Genomic DNA, 15,917 nt, shown 5'->3' with positions numbered 1-15,917 from the left:
GTGCTCGCCTGCATCCTGCTGACTCTGATTTGCTGCGTTTTCGGGAGGCCGTTGTAGCATCACGCCGCGCACTCAGCAGACGTTTTCACTGGCTCAGCAGGCAGCCGTTACCGACTGATACGGTGATGCAATTGCCCTGGGTTGTCCTTGATCTCCTTGATCGTGGAGATACCCGCCAGCGGCAGAAAGAAGCCGAAGTGGTTCGGAAACTCCGGACATGGGCAGGCGACGGTCTCCCCGCTGGTCAGATCCTCGGCTTCCAGCGTCTGCCCATCGGTGGCCAGAATGAACCGGGCTTTGGCTTTGCTGGTGGCCGGACTGGCGCGCAATGCCCGCAGGGTTTCACTCACCGCACCCACCGCGCAGACGGCCATGTGCATGTGGTTGCGCTGCAGCACCCCACCCGGCACATCCGAGAGGTTGTTGTTGCCGGCACGCAAGCGCTTGAGCGTGGTGTCCTTGTTGCCGAACGCTTCCAGGAACTGGAAGGGGAATTCCGCCGCGTCAAAAGGCCGCTCGGCCAGATCCGATACTGCGGCTTCGATTTCTACTGCGTTCATGCGTGGGTGCCTCGCCTGTGTGCCAAGGTGCCGCCCCGGCGCGCACCCACCTGTGAAAACCAGCGGGTCAGCGGATGCGCATGCCCGGCTGCGCCCCCGGGAACGGCTCCAGCACGAAGATCCCCGGGTTCTTCTTTTCATCCGCATCGCTGGCGGCCAGCACCATGCCTTCGCTGACGCCGAACTTCATCTTGCGCGGCGCGAGGTTGGCGACCATCACGGTGAGCTTGCCTTCCAGATCCTCCGGCTTGTAGGCCGACTTGATGCCGCTGAAGACGTTGCGCAGCCGGCCTTCGCCCGCGTCCAGCGTCAGGCGCAGCAGCTTGTCCGAGCCCGCAACGTGTTCGGCCTTGACGATCTTCGCGATGCGCAGATCCACCTTGGTGAAGTCGTCAATCTTGATTTCCGGGGCGATGTCCTCGCCGCCGGGGATGACCTTCTCCGGCTCGGGCATGGCGAAGAGTTCTTCGAGCAGCTTGGGATCGACACGCTGCATCAGGTGCTGATACGTGCCGATCGTGTGGGCGCCCAAGGCGCGGCTGGCGGCGTGGAAGTCGAGCGGCTCGACCTGCAGGAAGGCTTCGACCTGCGCGGTCAGCTTCGGCAGCACGGGCTTCAGGTAGATCGTCAGCAGCCGGAACGCCTCGATACAGACCGAGCACACGTCGTGCAGCACGGCGTCCTGCCCCGCCTGCTTGGCGAGTTCCCACGGCTTGTTCTGGTCCACGTACTCGTTCACGCGGTCGGCCAGCGCCATGATCTCGCGCAGCACCTTGCCGAGTTCACGCGCCTCGTACAGCCCGGTCACGGTGTCGCGGTGGGCGCGCAGCGTGTCGAGCAGTACGCGACCTTCCACGCCCAGATCACCGCTCAACTGCCCGCCGAAGCGCTTGCTGATGAAGCCGGCGGCGCGGCTGGCGATGTTGATGTACTTGCCGACCAGATCGCTGTTGACGCGGGCGGTGAAATCGTCGCGGCTGAAGTCGATGTCCTCGACGTGGGCGTTGAGCTTTGCGGCGATGTAGTAGCGCAGCCACTCGGCGTTCATGCCCAGCGACAGGTACTTCAGCGGATCGAGGCCGGTGCCGCGGCTCTTGCTCATTTTCTCGCCGTTGTTGACGGTGAGGAAGCCGTGGACGAAGACGTTGTCCGGCGTCTTGCGGCCACTGAAATGCAGCGTCGCTGGCCAGAACAGCGTGTGGAAGTAGGTGATGTCCTTGCCGATGAAGTGGTACTGCTCGATGTCCGGCGAGGCCATGAACTCGGCGAAGCTGCGGGTGTCGCCGTACTTCGCGGCCGGGCCGCCCTTGTCGAACCAGTTCTTCAGCGACGCGAGGTAGCCGATCGGCGCGTCCAGCCAGACGTAGAAATACTTGCCCGGCGCGTCCGGGATCTCGATGCCGAAGTAGGGTGCATCCCGCGAGATGTCCCAGTCACCCAGGCCGCCCTTGCCCTCTTCGTCCTTGGTGAACCATTCCTTGATCTTGTTGAGTACCTCGGGCTGGAGCCGGCCGGACTCGGTGGTCCATTGCTGCAGGAACTCGACGCAGCGCGGATCGGAGAGCTTGAAGAAGTAGTGGTCGCTGGTCTTCAGCACCGGTGTCGCGCCCGACAGCGCCGAGTACGGCTTGATCAGCTCGGTCGGGCTGTAAACCGCACCGCACGACTCGCAGGAGTCGCCGTACTGGTCCTTCGCGCCGCACCTCGGGCACTCGCCCTTGATGAAGCGGTCGGGCAGGAACATGCCCTTCTCGGGGTCGAAGAACTGCTCGACGGCGCGGACCTCGATCAGCCCGTTGTCGCGCAGGCCGCGGTAGATGTCCTGGGCGAGTTCGTGGTTCTCGGTGCCGTCGGTCGAGTGCCAGTTGTCGAAGCTGATGTGGAAACCGTCGAGGTATTCCTTGCGGCCGGCGGCGATGTTGGCGACGAACTGCTGCGGCGTGATGCCGGCCTTTTCCGCCGCGATCATGATCGGCGCGCCGTGGGCGTCGTCCGCGCCGACGAAGTGGACCTGGTGCCCCTGCATGCGCTGGTACCGCACCCAGATGTCGGCCTGGATGTACTCCATGATGTGGCCGATGTGGAACTTGCCGTTGGCGTAGGGCAGGGCGGTGGTGACGAAGAGCTGGCGGGTCATGTCGTGGCGTCTTGGCAATGTTCGCGGGGAAGACGGCGATTTTAGGTCGCCGCGGTATCGTGGCGGCCATGAATGCGAACCACAATCCGCACTGCGATCCCCGACCGGTCCTGACCGTGCAGCCCCTGGGCTGGTGCGTGCGGGTCGCGCCGGGGCAGTCGCTGGTCGAGGCGGCGCGGGCCGCTGGGGTGCGGCTGCGGAGTTCCTGCCGCAACGGGACGTGCCGGGCCTGTTTGTGCCGGCTGGTGTCGGGCGAGGTGGCGTACCGCGTCGAGTGGCCGGGGATCACCGCCGAGGAGCGCCTGGGTGGCTGGGTCCTGCCCTGCGTGGTGGTGCCGCGGGGTGACGTGGCGATCGACGCGGTGGCCGACGTGGTGCAGACGCCACCGAATCTGCGCTGATTGCTCCAGTTTGGAGCGCGTTGGCGGCCGATCGCCCAATACCGCTTTGCACCTAGCGACTTTCCCTTTCACCGCTGCGAGAGGGGTTCGCTAGACTGCGGGCTGCTTTTCTCTCACCACATCATGTCCAACATCACCGACGCAGCGATCAAGCAAGCCCTCCAGGCGGTCATCGACCCCAACACCGGCCGTGACTTCGTGTCCACCCGCCAGTTGAAGAACCTGCGCGTGACCGGCAGCGATGTCGCGTTCGAGGTGGAACTCGGCTATCCGGCGGCCAGCCAGATCGACGGTCTGCGCAGCGCGCTGATCGCCGCCGCCCGCTCGGTCGAGGGTGTCGCCAACGTCAGCGTCAGCGTCACCAGCAAGATCGTCGCGCACTCGGCGCAGCGCGGCGTGCAACTGCTCCCGGGTGTCAAGAACATCGTTGCCATCGCCTCCGGCAAGGGCGGCGTCGGCAAGAGCACGACGGCGGTGAACCTCGCGCTGGCGCTGGCGGCGGAAGGTGCGTCGGTCGGCATCGTCGATGCGGACATCTACGGCCCGAGCCAGCCGATGATGCTCGGCATCACCGGCGCCCGTCCCGAGAGCTACGACGGCAAGACCATGGAGCCGCTGATCGGCCACGGCCTGCAGGTCATGTCGATCGGCTTCCTGGTGGACAACGACCAGGCCATGATCTGGCGCGGCCCGATGGCCACGCAGGCGCTGGAGCAACTGCTGCGCCAGACCAACTGGAAAGACCTCGATTACCTGATCGTGGACATGCCGCCCGGCACCGGCGACATCCAGCTCACGCTGGCGCAGAAGGTGCCGCTGACCGGCGCGGTGATCATCACGACACCGCAGGACATCGCGCTGCTCGACGCCAAGAAGGGCCTGAAGATGTTCGAGAAGGTCAGCGTGCCCATCCTCGGCGTGGTCGAGAACATGGCGGTCTACTGCTGCCCGAACTGCGGCCACATCGAGCACATCTTCGGTGCGGACGGCGGCAAGAAGATGGCGAAGGAATACGACATCGAGTACCTCGGCGCGCTGCCGCTGAACCTGTCGATCCGCGTGCAGACCGACGCCGGCTGCCCGACGGTGGTGGCGGAGCCGGACGGCGAGATCGCGGCGCTCTACAAGACGGTGGCGCGCCGCATCGCGGTGAAGATCGCCGACAAGGCCAAGGACTACTCGTCCAAGTTCCCGACCATCACGGTGTCCAAGACGACCTGACGGGTCTGCCTGCCGTGCATCAGGGCCGTGTCGGCACGATCTTGATGCGCTGCCAGTAAGCCCGGTCGATCGTGGTCATCACGCAGGGGCGGGTCAGCACGGTGGCCTTTTCCGCCCCCATCTCCGGCATGACCTGGCGGACCGGCCAGTACAGGATGCCCTGCGACAGCCGGATCACGCGCGAGGGCGAGTCCAGCCGCACACCCGCATAGGGTTTGGACTCCAGCGCGTAGACCAGCACCCGCTCCTTGGCCCAGCGCACCTTGCGGCCCAGTGCGGTGAGTTCGTCCTGGTGCTCGATGGTGTCTTCCCACTCGCGCGGCGAGTCGATGCTCAGCAAGCGCATGTTCTTGCCCGGCAGCGGGCATTGCATGTGGCTGCGGGTCGAGATGACACGGACCACGGTGGGGGCCGCCCGCTGTCTGGACGACGTGGCCTCGTTCGCCGGATTGCGGGTGAGCTGCACGCCCTGCGCCGACACATCCGGCACGCCCGCTACAACCGCCAGCAGGACCATCAGCCGGCTGAAGAGCGGGTGCCATCCGACTGGGCGGGGGCGGTGCGGCGCAGACGAATCGTTCATGGGCTCCCGGTGGCGGGTGAGGGGAAGGTGCGGCGAATATACCGAGATTCGCCGCACCCTCCTCAGGGAAAACCCAAGGTGCTAAGGAAGCCCATCAGGAACCCCAGGGCACGATCGCCAGGGACAGATCCAGATCCGACCGGTCCCCCGCGAGGGTCGCCGTCCACCCCGCAGGGCCACAACCTTCGCCCGGTCCGCAGACCACGCCGTCGTTGTTCGGGTCGGTCCCGGCGCGCACCGTGACCCGGGCGCGCCGGTAGCCCGGGAATTGCCAGACGTAGCGGCCCTGTGCGGCGTGCGCGACCACGGTGTGCAGGACTCGCCCGCTGTCCGGGTCGCTCAGCGTGACATGGACCGGCCCCCAGCCGGCGCCACTGCTGGCGCTGCCGGCCGGACGGTCGAGCGTGACGGGCACGGTCAGCTCGGCGCCGCTGCGCAGGGTCAGCGTGATGGTCAGGCGGTGCGTGCCATCGACGGGCAGCAGGCGCCGGTCGATCTCGACCAGCTGGCGGTGCAGGCTGGTGCTGGCGTCGGCGGTGCCGGTGCGCAGCGTGATGGCCGGGCTGTTGCTGCGCACGGCGACCACCGTGTCCGTCACTGTCGCGCGTTTGCCGGTGGTGACCACGAGGTCGAGCGTGGCGGTGCTGCGCAGGCTGCCGAGGTCCAGCCGCACCGGTCGCACCCCCAGTGTGGCAGCACCGGAGGCCACGCTGTCGGCGCCGGACTGCGGCGCCAGCACCGCGTCGACCGCCTTGCGTGCGTTGATCAGTCCCCAGCCGTGGTCGCTGTCCCGACCGGTGGCGCCGAGGTCATCGGTGAGCTGCCCGCTGGCGAACAGCGCATCCACGGCTTCCGGCGACAGCTCCGGGTCGAGGTAGCGCATCAGGGCCAGCACACCGCTGACTTGCGGTGCGGCCATCGAGCTGCCTTGCTGCGGCCCGACACCGGCCACGCGCTGGCCATCGCCGGTGAAGTTGACGAGAGTGCTGAAGATGCCTTCGCTGAAGCCGCTGGCGACACCGGCCGGACCGAGGTCGCCGCCGGGCGCCGCGACGGTCAGCGTGGTGCCGGTGTTGGCGTAGCGCGAGAGCTGGCGATCCGAGTTGACGGCGCCCACGGCGATGGCCCCTGCGCAGTTGGCCGGCTGCTGGACCTCGGCGCGCTGGCCGCTGGCGTTGTCGGCCTTGCTGCCCGCTGCGACCACGACCAGCGTGCCGGCGGCGCGCACGCGGTTGATGGTGTCCTGGAAGGCGACGCTGCAGGCGCCCGGGCTGCCCATGCTGAGGTTGATCACGTCGGCCCGCCGCGCTGGCAGCACGCCTGCGTTGTTGTCCAGCCCCGCCGCGTAGAGCATGGCCTGCAGGATGTCGAGCGTCTTGGCCGAGCCGTTGCGGCCGAACACGTTCAGGGGCATCAGCCGCGCCATCGGGGCGACACCGGCCACGCCGATGCCGTTGAAGGTGGCGGCAGCGGCGGTGCCGGCGACATGGGTGCCGTGCGAGACGGCGTTGTCCTCGGGCCGACGCTGGTCGTCGCCGTTGGCCTGGTTGCGGTCGCCGGGCAGGCGGTCGGTGAGGAAGGTCCGGCCGAGCGAGGCGAGTTGTGGCTGCAGGTCCGGGTGGTCCAGCATCACGCCGGTGTCGATCACCGCGATGATCGGGCGCTGCGCGGGCTGGGCCGGCAGCGCCTGGATGCGGTTGATGGCCGCGGGCAGGGCGATCAGGTCGTGGTGCCAGCGTTGTTCGCCGTAGTGCAGGTCGTTGGGCGGGAAGGTGCCGATGGTGGCGGATGTCTCCAGCCGCCAGTTCGGCTCGACGTAGTCGTAGGCCCCGGTCGCCCGCAGCGTCTTGGCGTAGCGCAGCGTCTCCAGCCGGGTGTCGAGCGCGTGGGTGGCGGCGGTAGCGGTGGTCGTGGCCGACTGCGCCAGCGCGGTCTTGCGTGTGGGGGTGCTGGCGGGCAGGGTGATCAGGTGCGGCCCGCGGGGCAGGGTGGCGGCGCTGGTGGACAGGGCGGTGGCCATGCCGGGCGTCGGGGTGCGGCTTTGCGCCACGAGTTCACCGGGGTCGAAGGTGGCGCGGGTCGCTGTGGCCGTGCAGCCGGTGGTGGGGGTCGCGGCGGGGCCGGCGCGCAGGGTGTAGGCCGCCGCTTGCTGGAATGCCTCGATCTTCAGGTAGTAGCGGGCGGCCTGCGTGATGCGGACACATTCGTAGTGGCCGTCGCTGCCATCGGAGGTGCCGGTCAACGTGCCGTCGTTCGAGACCACGTACAGGTCCAGATCGGCCACGCCGTCGGTGGTGCCGGGGGCAAATTCCAGCTCGACGAGATCGCCCGCTTGCAGGTCGAGCACGTAGGCATCGGTGGTGTCGCCTTCGACCTGGTTGCTGCCGGCCGGGCCAGTGCCGGGGCGGTTGACGCTGCCGACGAGCAGCACCGGGGCGGTCAGCGCCTGGGCGGTGGCGAGGTCGTTGTTGCGCGTGCGGCCGAGCTGGTTCACATCGTTCAGATCCGAATCCACCGCCGCGCCCGCCGGCACCGACAGCACGCCCGAGAGCCGGACGCCCGCGCCGGGCAGGTCTGTGCCCGCGTCGCTGGCGCTGCCACTGCCGCCACACCCCGTCAAAGTCACACACGCTGCCCACGCCAGACCTGCCAATGCCCAACGGGCCGCTCCCCTGATTCCCATGTAATGGCTTCCTAAATGTGTCAGTGTGTGACTAATCTGTGACGTATTGCGCAGAAATCATAGCCAACGGCGCTGACTCGACGCGCCGACACGGCCGTGTCTTTGCACCACGGCAGTGCGGTATTGCACGGTTCCACCGCTACAGTTGTGACCATGAACCTGCTCGATGCAATGCGTTACCTGGCTGCGCTGGCGCAGGCCCGCCATTTCGGCCGCGCCGCCGAGGCGTGCCACATCACGCAGCCGGCGCTGTCGAACGCGGTGCGGGCGCTGGAGCAGGAGTTCGGCGTGACCATCGTGCGCCGTGGTCGCCAGTACGAGGGGCTGACGCCGGAGGGCGAGCGCGTGCTGGCCAGCGCGCACCGGATGCTCCACGAGCGCGAGGCGCTGCGGCAGGAGCTGAGCGCCTCGGTCGCCGATCCGGGCGGGCCGCTGGTGATCGCGTGTGTGCCGACGGCGGTGCCGGTGGCGGCGCGGCTGGCGGCGCGGCTGCGCGAGCGGCATCCGGGGATTCGGCCGGCGGTGCGCTCGCTGAGTTCGGCCGAAATCGAGACCGGGCTGGCCGATCTGTCCTTCGACCTGGCGCTGGGCTATGTCGATCGGGCGCAGGCGCGGGCCTTGAAGGCGCAGGTGCTGGCGACGTACAGCGAGCGGTATGTGCTGCTGCGGCGCCGGGCGGCGGCGGTGGACAGCGTGCCGATGCGCTGGGCCGATGCGGCGCGGCTGGACCTCTGCATGCTGACCCGCGAGATGCACAACCGCCACATCGTCGATGCCGCTTTCGCGCAGGCGGGTGCGGTGGTGCAGCCGGTGATCGAGACCAACTCGGTGCTGACGCTGATGCTGACGGTGCTGGAAGGCGACGTGTGCAGCGTGATGCCGGGGGTGCTGGCGGAGCTGGCGCGGCAGTACCCGGCGCTGGAACTCGTGCCGCTGGTCGAGCCGGATCTGCGGGTGATGATGGGTCTGCTGCTGCCGCAGGGGGGGCGCTTGTCCTTGGCGCAGCAGGCGGCGACGGCGCTGGCAGCGGATGGCCCGTGGTGGCGCGGGGTGGTCGGTCCTGCGGATGCTGCGGTGCATCATTCGGGCGCTGTATCGGGCGGTTAGAAGGCGTGATTGGACAGGGGCGGCCAGTGGGTGGATAGTGCCTGCATGATCGAAACCCCTCTGGACATGGCGCTGACAGGCGCTCAACGACAGGCGCTGGACGCCGTGCTTGCCGAACGGGCGGCGCTGCCGGGTGCTCTGCTGCCGGTACTGCATGGCGTGCAGGACGCGCTCGGCTTCATCCCCCCTGCCGCGCTGCCGGTGATCGGCCGGGCTTTGAGCCTGTCGCGCGCCGAGGTCCACGGCGTCGTCACCTATTACCACCACTTCCGCACCACGCCGCCGCGGGGCCGGGTGGTGCAGGTCTGCCGGGCCGAGGCGTGCCGGTCCATGGGCGCCGAGGCGCTGATGGCCCATGCGCGGGCGACGATCGACGCGCACGGCTGCGACACGCTGGAAGCGGCGTACTGCCTCGGGTTGTGTGCGCAGTCGCCGGCGGTGATGGTCGGCGATCGGCTGCACGCAAGGGTGACGCCCGCGAAGCTCGATGCGCTGCTGGTGCCTGCACACGCCCACGCCCAAGGAGAAAGCGCATGAGCGCGACGCTGACCCTCTACGTGCCCCGCGACAGCGCCGCACTCGCCGTCGGCGCCGACGCGGTGGCCGATGCGCTGCACGCCGAGGCGCTGGCCCACGGCGTGGCCTTGCATCTGGTGCGCAATGGCTCGCGCGGCCTGCTGTGGCTGGAAACGCTGGTCGAGGTCGCCACAAAGGGCGGGCGGGTGGCTTACGGGCCGGTGGAGGCTGGGGACGTGCCGGCGCTGTGGCCCGCGCTCGTCGCCGATGCTGCTGGCGCTGGCGAACCGCCACACCACCCGCTGCGCCAGGGCGTCACCGACCAGATCCCCTACCTTGCGCTGCAAGAGCGGCTGACCTTCCGCCGCGTCGGCGTCACCGATCCGCTGGCGCTGGACGACTACGCCGCGCATGGTGGCTGGGCCGGGCTGCGGGCGGCGGTTGGCCTGGACAGCGCTGCCATCCTGCACGAGGTCACGCACAGCGGCCTGCGCGGGCGCGGCGGGGCGGCGTTCCCGGCCGGGATCAAGTGGAAGACGGTGGCGCACGCGGTGGCCACACCCGGCGCCACCAAGTACGTGGTCTGCAACGCCGACGAGGGCGACTCCGGCACCTTCGCCGACCGGATGCTGATGGAGGGCGACCCCTGCCTGCTCATCGAGGGCATGGCGATCGCCGCGCTGGCGGTGGGCGCGACCGAGGGCTATGTCTACGTCCGCTCCGAGTACCCGCACGCGGTCGCCACGCTGACCGAGGCGGTGCGCCGGGCGACGGCCGCCGGCTGGATCGGGGATGACGTGTGCGGCTCGGGCCGGGCGTTTCATCTGCATGTGCGCATGGGCGCTGGCTCCTACGTCTGCGGCGAAGAAACGGCGATGCTGGAGAGCCTGGAAGGCAAGCGTGGCATCGTGCGCGCCAAGCCGCCGCTGCCCGCCATCGAGGGCCTGTTCGGCCAGCCGACCGTCATCAACAACGTGCTGACCTTCGCCGCCGTGCCCACCATCCTGGCCGAAGGCGGTGCGTTCTACCGGAACTACGGCGTCGGCCGCTCGCATGGCACGCTGCCCTTCCAGCTCGCCGGCAACATCCGCCGTGGCGGGCTGGTCGAAAAAGCCTTCGGGCTGACGCTGCGCGAGCTGCTCTACGGCTTCGGCGGGGGCACCGCGTCGGGCCGGCCGGCCAAGGCGGTGCAGGTCGGCGGCCCGCTCGGCACCTACGTTCCCGAATCGCAGTGGGATGTGCCGCTCGACTACGAAGCCTATGCCGCCATTGGCGCGGTGGTCGGCCACGGCGGGCTGGTGGTGCACGACGACACCGCCGACATGGCCGGGCTGGCGCGCTACGCGATGGAGTTCTGTGCGCTCGAATCCTGCGGGAAATGCACGCCGTGCCGCATCGGCTCCACGCGCGGCGTCGAGGTGATCGACCGCATCACCTTGAACCGCGACAAGCCCGTGGTCCGCGACCAGCAAGTCACCTTGCTGCGCGACCTGTGCGAGACGATGGTCGGCGGCAGCCTGTGCGCGATGGGCGGCATGACGCCCTTCCCGGTGCTGTCGGCGCTGAACCACTACCCCGCGGACTTCGGTCTGTGAGGCGAAGGAGACCCTGATGAACCATGTGATGAACCACCCGATCATCCCGATCAAGGCGATCCCGTCGCTCAAGGTCCAGGAACTTGACTACGGCACCCCCGTGAGCCGCCTGGGCTTGGACGCCGAACCCGTCACGCTGACCATCGACGGCTTCGAGGTCACGGTGCCGAAGGGCACGTCGCTGATGCGCGCCGCCGTGGACGCGGGCATCCAGGTGCCGAAACTCTGCGCCACCGACTCGCTGGAGCCGTTCGGTTCGTGCCGCCTGTGCCTGGTCGAGATCGACGGCCGGCGCGGCACTCCGGCGTCCTGCACCACGCCCGCCGAAGCCGGCATGAATGTCCGCACGCAAAGCCCGACGCTGCAGAAACTGCGCAAGGGCGTGATGGAGCTGTACATCAGCGACCATCCGCTCGACTGCCTGACCTGCGCGGCCAACGGCGACTGCGAGCTGCAGGACATGGCCGGTGTCGTTGGCCTGCGCAACGTGCGCTATGGCGTCGGCGAAACGCCCGTGGCCGGCATCACCGGGCGTCACCACCTGCACCTGGCACACGCCAAGGACGAATCGAACCCGTACTTCACCTACGACCCAAGCAAGTGCATCGTCTGCAACCGCTGCGTGCGCGCCTGCGAGGAGGTGCAGGGCACGTTCGCGCTGACGATCTCGGGCCGGGGCTTCGAGTCGCGGGTCTCGGCGGGGATGGACGAGCCGTTCATGCAGAGCGAGTGCGTCTCCTGCGGCGCCTGCGTGCAAGCCTGCCCGACCGCGACACTGACCGAGAAGACGGTGATCGAACTCGGCCAGCCGGAGCACAGCGTCATCACCACCTGCGCCTACTGCGGTGTGGGCTGCAGCTTCAAGGCCGAGATGAAGGGCACGCAGGTCGTGCGCATGACGCCGTGGAAAGACGGCAAGGCCAACGAAGGGCATAGCTGCATCAAGGGCCGCTTCGCCTGGGGCTACGCGACCCACAAGGATCGCCTGACCAAGCCGATGGTGCGCGACAGGATCACCGACCCGTGGCGCGAGGTGGGCTGGGACGAGGCGCTGAGCCACGCCGCGGGCGAGTTCCGCCGCATCCAGGGCACCTACGGCCGCGATTCGGTCGGCGGCATCACGTCGAGCCGCTGCACCAACGAGGAAACCTACCTCGTGCAGAAGCTGATCCGCGCCGCCTTCGGCACCAACAACGTGGACACCTGCGCCCGCGTCTGCCACAGCCCGACCGGCTACGGACTCGGTCAGACCTTCGGCACCTCGGCCGGCACGCAGACCTTCAAGTCGGTCGAGCACACCGACGTGGTGATGGTCATCGGCGCCAATCCGAGCGAAGGCCACCCGGTGTTCGCGTCACGGCTGAAGAAGCGGCTGCGGCAAGGGGCGCGGCTGATCGTCGTCGATCCGCGCCGCATCGACCTCGTGGATGCGCCGCACGTCAAGGCCGATCACCACCTGCAACTCAAGCCCGGCACCAACGTCGCGGTCATCACGGCGCTGGCCCACGTCGTCGTCACCGAAGGCTTGGTGAACGATGCCTATGTCGCCGAACGCTGCGACCCGAAGAGCTTCCAGCAGTGGCGCGACTTCGTGTCGAAGCCGGAGAACTCGCCCGAAGCGATGGCCGAGGTCAGCGGCGTGCCGGCCGAGGTCGTGCGCGGCGCGGCGCGGCTCTACGCGGGTGGCGGGCGCGGCGGCAACAGCGCGATCTTCTACGGCCTCGGTGTCACCGAACACGCGCAAGGCTCGACCATGGTGATCGGTATCGCCAACCTCGCGATGGCCTGCGGCATGGTCGGGCGCGAAGGTGTCGGGGTGAACCCGCTGCGCGGCCAGAACAATGTGCAAGGTTCCTGCGACATGGGCAGCTTCCCGCACGAGCTGCCCGGCTACCGCCACATCAGCGACACGACCGTGCGCGCCCAGTTCGACGCCGCCTGGGGCGTGACGCTGAACCCGGAGCCGGGGCTGCGCATCCCGAACATGCTCGACGCGGCGCTCGACGGCTCGTTCAAGGCGCTCTACGTCCAAGGCGAAGACCCGGCGCAGTCGGACCCAGACACGCAGCACGTCGCGGCGGCGCTGTCGGCGATGGAATGCGTCGTCGTGCAGGATCTCTTCCTCAACGAGACGGCCAAGTACGCCCATGTCTTCCTGCCGGGCGCGTCCTTCCTCGAAAAGGACGGCACCTTCACCAACGCCGAGCGCCGCATCAGCCGCGTGCGCCAGGTGATGCCGCTGCTGGCCGGCAAGGCGGACTGGGAGGTGACGCAGGCGTTCGCGAACGCGCTCGGCTACCCGATGCACTACACCCACCCGTCGCAGATCATGGATGAGATCGCGTCGCTGACGCCGAGCTTCGCGGGCGTGAGCTTCGAGAAGATCGAGCGGCTCGGCAGCGTGCAATGGCCGTGCAACGAGACCACCGACGAGGCGGGCACGGCGATCATGCACGTCGGCGGTTTCGTGCGCGGCAAGGGGCGCTTCCTGCCGACGCAGTACGTGGCGAGCGACGAGAAGGTGACGCGCCGCTTCCCGCTGATCCTGACCACCGGCCGCGTGCTGAGCCAGTACAACGTCGGCGCCCAGACCCGCCGCACCGAGAACAGCCGCTGGCACGAGGAGGACCGGCTGGAGATCCACCCCCACGATGCCGAGGAGCGCGGCGTGAAGGACGGCGACTGGGTCGGCATCGCCAGCCGGGCAGGCGAGACGGTGCTGCGGGCGGACGTGACCGAGCGGGTGCAGCCGGGGGTGGTCTACACCACGTTCCACTTCCCCGAGTCCGGCGCCAACGTCATCACCACCGACTCGTCCGACTGGGCGACCAACTGCCCCGAGTACAAGGTGACGGCGGTGCAAGTCAGCAAGGTCACGCAGATGAGCGAGTGGCAGCGTGGCTTCGCCGCGTTCAGCCAGGCGCAGCAAGGTTTGCTCGCCCAGGCCCACGCCGTGCAGCCGGAGGCCACGCGATGAGTGCGCATGGCCACGACCCCGACCAGACTGTCGTTCGGTTGGCGAACCGGATCGGCGAGTTCTTTGCCGTTTTTCCGGACCGTGAGGAGGCGATCGAGGGCGTCGCCAACCACATCCGCAAGTTCTGGGAGCCGCGGATGCGGCGCCAGCTCTATGCCCATCTCGACGGCCCCGCGGCCGGAGCCGGACTGAGCGAGCTGGTGCTGGCGGCGGTCAGCGCGCGCCGGGCGATGCTGCGACCGGAGGCTTAAGGCTTCACGATGGGCGTGCTGCTGCGCAGGTTGTCGGCCGCCTTGTAGGTCATGGCGGTGCCGCTGAGCTGGGTCACGGCGAAGGTCAGCCCCGCCGTGCCGAGTGGCAGGTTGACGCTGCGCAGCACGCAGGTGCCTGCGGCGGTGGTCGTGCAGGCGACGAGATTGGACCGGTTCGAGAACTGGCCGGTGACCTTCACGCTCTTCTGGGGCAGTCCGTCCTCGTTGTGGACCGTGACGGTGACCCCGGCGTTCCAGCTGCTCCGGGTCACGTCCTTTCCCAGCGGGCTGAGCTGCGCGACATGCACGATCCAGGGTGTCGGGAAGTACAGCTGCTTGCCCGCTCCGGCGAACAGCAGCTTGTTGGGTGAGCCCTTGGCGTCCGTGATGACGGCCGAGCTGGCCTGGTAAAGCATCTGGCTGGCTACCTGGACGGGGGTGAGTTTCGGGCGCTCCTGGAGCAGCAGTGCCGCGGCACCGGTCACGTGGGGCGAAGACATCGAGGTGCCGCTCTTGATGGTCCAGCCGTGCGGATCGGTGTTCGCCGCCGAGCTGATGGCGCTGCCGGGGGCGAAGAGATCGACGCAGCGTCCGTAGTTCGAGAAGCCCGAACGCACGTCGGTGGACGTGCTGGCGGCGATGGTCAGGGCGCTTGGCGTGCGCGCGGGGGATTGGGTACAGGCGTCGGTGTTGCTGTTGCCCGCCGACACGACCATGGTGAAGCCGGCATTCGCGATCCGGGCAACGGCCTCGTCGAGTGCGGTGGCTGCACTGCTGCCCAGACTGAGATTGACCACGCCTGGTCGAATGCCGTGGGCCATGATCCAGTCCAGCCCCTGGAGGATGTCGCTCAGGCTGCCGCTTCCTCCGCAGTTCAGTACCCGCACGGGCACCAGCGTGGCTCCGGGCGCAACACCGGACCGCGTGCCACCAGCCGTTCCGGCGACATGGGTGCCGTGTCCGTGGCAGTCGGTGGTGCCACGCCCGTCCTGGATGGCGTCGTAGCCCTCGCTGGCGAGCCGGCTGCCGAAGTCATCGTGCACGCTGATGCCGGTGTCGACGATGTAGACGTGTACGCCGCTGCCGTCCAGGCTGTTGCGGAAGGTGTTGTTCAGCGGCAGCTTGAGCTGGTCGATGCGGTCCAGGCCCCAGGTCTGGCTGTCCATCGCACGGGTGACTACCGCGGGCGTGGCGGCGGTGGTGGTGATGGTGGCAACCCTGTCGTATTCGATGCGGACGACGGCTGGGTCGTTTTGCACGCGCTGGAGGAAGTCCGCGACGTCCGATGTCGGCACCGTGGCAGCGAATCCCTGGAGCGCGTGGGCGTAGATCCGGTGCGCGCGTGCGCCGCTGGTCGGTGCGCCCATCAGCCGTGCGGTGACGGACTGCACGGCGCGCTCCGCCAGTGTCTGCGGCGATCCGGCACCGAGCGTTCGCGCGTTCGCGCGTTCGTTCTCCGCGACGGCAGCGGCATTGAGCGTGACGATGAAGTGTTCGTTTCCCGGCGCAAATTCGGGGCGCAGTGCGGCCAGGGCCTGCCGCTCGGTGGCGTCGAGCGCTTCCAGCTCCAGGGTGGCCGATTCGGCGGCATCGGGCGCATCACCGACATCCCCGCCGCCGCAAGACACCAGCAGTACGGCCAGGGCGGTGATCATCGCCTGTCGGCGCAGCGTTCGAGCTTGTTGCATCGTCGAGTTGTCCAGAGGAGTGGCCTTGAGGACCGGTGACGGGTCAGGCGGGTTGTCCATCGGGTTGTCGATCGCTGCAAAAGAAAGTGAAATCCCGTCTTTTCATTTCGATGCGTCACGGCAGGCATGCGTGAAATCGTGCGCGTACATATCGTGCGGCGCGCGTCAGAGGGCTCAGGTTTAAGGGGTCTGCGCCGA

General features: G+C 68.4%; 11 protein-coding genes and 1 pseudogene. 7 read left to right on the top strand and 5 right to left on the bottom strand.

Annotation, left to right across the window (positions count from 1 at the left end):
• Nucleotides 1-140 precede the first annotated feature (140 nt).
• Both RMP06_RS05265 and metG read right to left on the bottom strand, forming a co-directional pair.
• Nucleotides 141-560, bottom strand: a pseudogene (locus RMP06_RS05265) (type IIL restriction-modification enzyme MmeI); the annotation flags it as partial.
• A gap of 67 nt (nt 561-627) precedes the next feature.
• Nucleotides 628-2,697 carry a methionine--tRNA ligase gene (gene metG, locus RMP06_RS05260; protein WP_310460722.1) on the bottom strand — a complete coding sequence of 690 codons (2,070 nt, stop codon included), beginning with the start codon at nt 2,695-2,697 and terminating at the stop codon, nt 628-630.
• A 68-nt stretch (nt 2,698-2,765) separates the two neighbouring features.
• Here metG and RMP06_RS05255 point away from each other — a divergent pair, with 68 nt between their 5' ends.
• Entirely contained in the window at nt 2,766-3,098 is a 333-nt protein-coding gene (locus RMP06_RS05255; protein ID WP_310460721.1) for a 2Fe-2S iron-sulfur cluster-binding protein, read from the top strand.
• Between the two features lie 123 nt (nt 3,099-3,221).
• Entirely contained in the window at nt 3,222-4,319 is a 1,098-nt protein-coding gene (apbC, locus tag RMP06_RS05250) for an iron-sulfur cluster carrier protein ApbC (RefSeq protein WP_310460720.1), read from the top strand.
• A 19-nt stretch (nt 4,320-4,338) separates the two neighbouring features.
• On the opposite strand, the gene RMP06_RS05245 is transcribed toward apbC, so the two are convergent.
• Both RMP06_RS05245 and RMP06_RS05240 read right to left on the bottom strand, forming a co-directional pair.
• Nucleotides 4,339-4,902, bottom strand: a complete 564-nt coding sequence (locus RMP06_RS05245) for a hypothetical protein (RefSeq protein ID WP_310460719.1) — start codon at nt 4,900-4,902, stop codon at nt 4,339-4,341.
• Between the two features lie 94 nt (nt 4,903-4,996).
• Entirely contained in the window at nt 4,997-7,528 is a 2,532-nt protein-coding gene (locus RMP06_RS05240; protein WP_310460718.1) for a S8 family serine peptidase, read from the bottom strand.
• Between the two features lie 210 nt (nt 7,529-7,738).
• Between RMP06_RS05240 and RMP06_RS05235 the strand changes: the two genes are divergently transcribed.
• Genes RMP06_RS05235 through RMP06_RS05215 form a run of 5 tightly spaced genes read left to right on the top strand, consistent with a single transcriptional unit; the run spans nt 7,739 to nt 14,031 of the window.
• A complete protein-coding gene (locus RMP06_RS05235) occupies nt 7,739-8,692 on the top strand; it encodes a LysR family transcriptional regulator (RefSeq protein ID WP_310460717.1) in 954 nt (317 codons plus the stop codon).
• Nucleotides 8,693-8,737: 45 nt separating this feature from the next.
• The gene (locus RMP06_RS05230; protein ID WP_310460716.1) at nt 8,738-9,229 is read left to right on the top strand and encodes an NAD(P)H-dependent oxidoreductase subunit E; all 492 of its coding nucleotides are present in this window, start codon (nt 8,738-8,740) and stop codon (nt 9,227-9,229) included.
• Entirely contained in the window at nt 9,226-10,803 is a 1,578-nt protein-coding gene (locus tag RMP06_RS05225) for a formate dehydrogenase beta subunit (RefSeq protein WP_310460715.1), read from the top strand. The genes RMP06_RS05230 and RMP06_RS05225 overlap by 4 nt, the downstream gene beginning before the upstream one ends.
• A 28-nt stretch (nt 10,804-10,831) precedes the next feature.
• Nucleotides 10,832-13,780, top strand: coding sequence for a formate dehydrogenase subunit alpha (fdhF, locus tag RMP06_RS05220; RefSeq protein ID WP_409050101.1), 2,949 nt, complete (start codon nt 10,832-10,834; stop codon nt 13,778-13,780).
• A complete protein-coding gene (locus RMP06_RS05215; RefSeq protein ID WP_310460713.1) occupies nt 13,777-14,031 on the top strand; it encodes a formate dehydrogenase subunit delta in 255 nt (84 codons plus the stop codon). Before fdhF ends, RMP06_RS05215 begins: the two co-directional genes overlap by 4 nt.
• Here the strand turns inward: RMP06_RS05215 and RMP06_RS05210 are convergent.
• The gene (locus RMP06_RS05210; protein ID WP_310460712.1) at nt 14,028-15,719 is read right to left on the bottom strand and encodes a S8 family peptidase; all 1,692 of its coding nucleotides are present in this window, start codon (nt 15,717-15,719) and stop codon (nt 14,028-14,030) included. The genes RMP06_RS05215 and RMP06_RS05210 overlap by 4 nt on opposite strands.
• Between the last annotated feature and the right edge of the window lie 198 nt (nt 15,720-15,917).

It is taken from the genome of Sphaerotilus sp. (assembly GCF_031429695.1).
GTDB lineage: Bacteria > Pseudomonadota > Gammaproteobacteria > Burkholderiales > Burkholderiaceae_C > Sphaerotilus.
This window is presented reverse-complemented; position numbering and strand designations above follow the sequence as displayed.